The sequence below is a fragment of the Marinobacter pelagius genome, from assembly GCF_003315345.1.
Classification (GTDB): Bacteria; Pseudomonadota; Gammaproteobacteria; order Pseudomonadales; family Oleiphilaceae; genus Marinobacter; species Marinobacter pelagius_A.
The window spans coordinates 1,915-5,178 of the sequence record NZ_QNRO01000040.1 but is presented as its reverse complement, the minus strand read 5'-3'; the positions used below and the strand labels follow the sequence as shown (position 1 = coordinate 5,178).

Annotated in this window: 2 rRNA genes; both read right to left on the bottom strand. The window is 54.2% G+C overall.

Going from position 1 to position 3,264, the window contains the following annotated elements:
* Positions 1-6: 6 nt before the first annotated feature.
* A 5S ribosomal RNA gene (gene rrf / locus DET50_RS19120) occupies positions 7-121 on the bottom strand.
* A gap of 103 nt (positions 122-224) precedes the next feature.
* A 23S ribosomal RNA gene (locus tag DET50_RS19115) occupies positions 225-3,116 on the bottom strand.
* Positions 3,117-3,264: the final 148 nt, after the last annotated feature.

Genomic DNA, 3,264 nt, shown 5'->3' with positions numbered 1-3,264 from the left:
TTAGGAGCCTGACGATGACCTACTCTCACATGGGCAACGCCACACTACCATCGGCGCAGGTCTGTTTCACTTCTGAGTTCGGGATGGGATCAGGTGGTTCCAGACCGCTATGGTCGTCAGGCAAAACGGTTGATCACTGGGGGACGGGATAGAACGTTCGGGGTGCTTTCCGAGTGCTAGTCGATTTCTTTTTTTGCGTTATCCGCAATTGTCTTGGGTGTTATATAGTCAAGCCGCACGAGCAATTAGTATCGGTTAGCTCAACGCCTCGCAGCGCTTACACACCCGACCTATCAACGTCCTGGTCTTGAACGGCTCTTCAGGGACCTCGAGGGTCCAGGGAGATCTCATCTTGGAAGGGGCTTCCCGCTTAGATGCTTTCAGCGGTTATCCTATCCGAACATAGCTACCGGGCAATGCGTCTGGCGACACAACCCGAACACCAGAGGTTCGTCCACTCCGGTCCTCTCGTACTAGGAGCAGCTTTCCTCAAATCTCCAACGTCCACGGCAGATAGGGACCGAACTGTCTCACGACGTTCTAAACCCAGCTCGCGTACCACTTTAAATGGCGAACAGCCATACCCTTGGGACCGGCTTCAGCCCCAGGATGTGATGAGCCGACATCGAGGTGCCAAACACCGCCGTCGATGTGAACTCTTGGGCGGTATCAGCCTGTTATCCCCGGAGTACCTTTTATCCGTTGAGCGATGGCCCTTCCATACAGAACCACCGGATCACTATGACCTGCTTTCGCACCTGCTCGACGTGTCTGTCTCGCAGTTAAGCGGGCTTGTGCCATTACACTAACCGCATGATGTCCGACCATGCTTAGCCCACCTTTGTGCTCCTCCGTTACGCTTTGGGAGGAGACCGCCCCAGTCAAACTACCCACCACACAGTGTCCTTATCCCCGATAAGGGGACCAAGTTAGAACCTCAAACATGCCAGGCTGGTATTTCAAGGTTGGCTCCACCGGAACTGGCGTCCCGGTTTCAAAGCCTCCCAGCTATCCTACACAAGCATGCTCAAAGTTCACTGTGAAGCTATAGTAAAGGTTCACGGGGTCTTTCCGTCTAGCCGCGGATACACCGCATCTTCACGGCGATTTCAATTTCACTGAGTCTCGGGTAGAGACAGCGCCCCCATCGTTACGCCATTCGTGCAGGTCGGAACTTACCCGACAAGGAATTTCGCTACCTTAGGACCGTTATAGTTACGGCCGCCGTTTACCGGGGCTTCGATCAAGAGCTTCGGACGAATCCTAACCCCATCAATTAACCTTCCGGCACCGGGCAGGCGTCACACCGTATACGTCCACTTTCGTGTTTGCACAGTGCTGTGTTTTTAATAAACAGTCGCAGGGGCCTGGTATCTTCGACTGGTCTCGGCTCCACCCGCAGGGGCTTCACCTACTACCAGCGTGCCTTCTCCCGAAGTTACGGCACCATTTTGCCTAGTTCCTTTACCCGAGTTCTCTCAAGCGCCTTGGTATTCTCTACCTGACCACCTGTGTCGGTTTGGGGTACGGTCTCGAATAGCCTGAAGCTTAGAAGATTTTCCTGGAAGCAGGGCATCAATGACTTCCCGCCCGTGGGCAGTCGTCGTCACGTCTCAGGATTGTGGACCCGGATTTGCCTAAGTCCACTCCCTACTCGCTTAAACCGGGACAACCGTCGCCCGGCTCACCTAGCCTTCTCCGTCTCTCCATCGCAGCTATCCAAGGTACGGGAATATTAACCCGTTTCCCATCGACTACACCTTTCGGTCTCGCCTTAGGGGCCGACTCACCCTGCGCCGATTAGCGTTGCGCAGGAACCCTTGGTCTTCCGGCGTGCGGGTTTTTCACCCGCATTGTCGTTACTCATGTCAGCATTCGCACTTCTGATACCTCCAGCATGCCTCTCGACACACCTTCGCAGGCTTACAGAACGCTCCCCTACCCCGTACACTTACGTGCACAGCCGCAGCTTCGGTGACCAGTTTGAGCCCCGTTACATCTTCCGCGCAGGCCGACTCGACTAGTGAGCTATTACGCTTTCTTTAAAGGATGGCTGCTTCTAAGCCAACCTCCTAGCTGTCTGAGCCTTCCCACATCGTTTCCCACTTAACTGGTACTTGGGGACCTTAGCTGGCGGTCTGGGTTGTTTCCCTCTTCACGACGGACGTTAGCACCCGCCGTGTGTCTCCCGGATAGTACTCACTGGTATTCGGAGTTTGCCTGGGGTTGGTAAGCCGAGATGGCCCCCTAGCCCAAACAGTGCTCTACCCCCAGTGGTATTCGTCCGAGGCGCTACCTAAATAGCTTTCGGGGAGAACCAGCTATCTCCGGGCTTGATTAGCCTTTCACTCCGATCCACAAGTCATCCCCTGGCTTTTCAACGACAGTGGGTTCGGTCCTCCAGTTGATGTTACTCAACCTTCAACCTGCTCATGGATAGATCGCCCGGTTTCGGGTCTATGCCCAGCGACTAAATCGCCCTATTCAGACTCGGTTTCCCTACGGCTCCCCTAAACGGTTAACCTCGCCACTGAACATAAGTCGCTGACCCATTATACAAAAGGTACGCCGTCACAGAACAAGTCTGCTCCGACTGCTTGTACGCATACGGTTTCAGGGTCTATTTCACTCCCCTCACAGGGGTTCTTTTCGCCTTTCCCTCACGGTACTGGTTCACTATCGGTCAGTCAGGAGTATTTAGCCTTGGAGGATGGTCCCCCCATGTTCAGACAGGATATCACGTGTCCCGTCCTACTCGATTTCACTGGACTCAGGTTTCGGATACGGGGCTATCACCCACTATGGCGGCACTTTCCAGAGCCTTCTCCTACCAGTCGTCCAGCTTAAGGGCTGGTCCCCGTTCGCTCGCCGCTACTGAGGGAATCTCGGTTGATTTCTTTTCCTCGGGGTACTTAGATGTTTCAGTTCCCCCGGTTCGCCCCGCACAGCTATGGATTCACTGTACGGTACCAACCCGAAGGTTGGTGGGTTTCCCCATTCAGAGATGTCCGGATCACAGCTCGTTTGCCAGCTCCCCGAACCTTATCGCAGGCTTCCACGTCTTTCATCGCCTCTGACTGCCAAGGCATCCACCGTATGCGCTTAGTTGCTTGACTATATAACCCCAAGACAACTGACCACGAATTCGCATCAACCAGGCAAGCCTGACCAACACCCATTCGAGACAGCCGACTGAAGTCATACAACAACCACTTCAACGACAACACCGGATAACGCTTGAAATCGCTATCACTTTGAACATCT